The organism is Collinsella sp. AF38-3AC (genome assembly GCF_003474365.1).
In the GTDB taxonomy this organism is placed as follows: Bacteria; Actinomycetota; Coriobacteriia; order Coriobacteriales; family Coriobacteriaceae; genus Collinsella.
The window spans coordinates 317,083-317,846 of record NZ_QROM01000002.1 but is presented as its reverse complement, the minus strand read 5'-3'; the positions used below and the strand labels follow the sequence as shown (position 1 = coordinate 317,846).

The window sequence follows — 764 nt, the reverse complement described above, 5'->3', positions numbered from 1 at the left end:
TACTTCGGCCTCGCCCCGAAGCAGAGGCCGAGCGCGGACTCCGTGCGCCTCGGCGGAATCAGCGGGGCCGGCAACGCGCTCGTCAGGAAGCTGGCTGTCGAGGGGTCCTGGTGCTATGCCCAGGCCGGCCACCAGCCGAAGCTGATGCCCAAGGGCTCCGGCGTGCCCCTCGAGATAAGGATGCACGGGAGGAAGGGGTCCGAGAGGCTCCTGCGCCGCCGCGAGGAGACGATCGCCCGCGGGATGCCGCAGGCGAAGGCGAACGCGGCCACCGCGGCCGAGCTCGTGAGGTGGCTGTGGGCCCTCGGCACGATGTGCCGGGAGGGCGCGGAATAGGCATAAGCCCCCGTCCCGGCGAGCCGGGCGGCCTTCGGGGACACCCCCGTTCTCGCTGTGCGCGCGGCGGCGGCCGCATGCGCGAAGACAGACTGGGGGAACCCCGCCGAAGGAGAGGATTGCGGGCCGCCGGAGCGGTATCCGCGGATATGAGACTGAGCCGAAGGCGTCGATGACATGCCGGGGGCGGACCGGGACGGGTTTAACGGCAGGCCCCGCCGACCGATTGCAAGCGGTCGGCGGGGCCATTGTGGCCCTTGACAGTGGATTGGGTCATATGAGCGAGCGGGTCGCATTTGAGACAAGGTGACGTGAAACGAAAGGGCGCTGACCTTCTGGTCGCGCCCTTGAAGTTGAACGTCAGATTGTCTCAAATGCGGCCCGCGCAGCGTCAACGGGTCCGCCGTTCGTTAGAACGGCGGAACTAA

At 68.6% G+C, this 764-nt stretch carries 1 protein-coding gene; it reads left to right on the top strand.

Translation table 11 applies throughout. The features are described 5' to 3' along the window. Positions 1 to 336: transposase (locus DW029_RS02800; RefSeq protein ID WP_147351861.1), on the top strand; the 336-nt coding region annotated here is incomplete at its 5' end. Between the last annotated feature and the right edge of the window lie 428 nt (positions 337 to 764).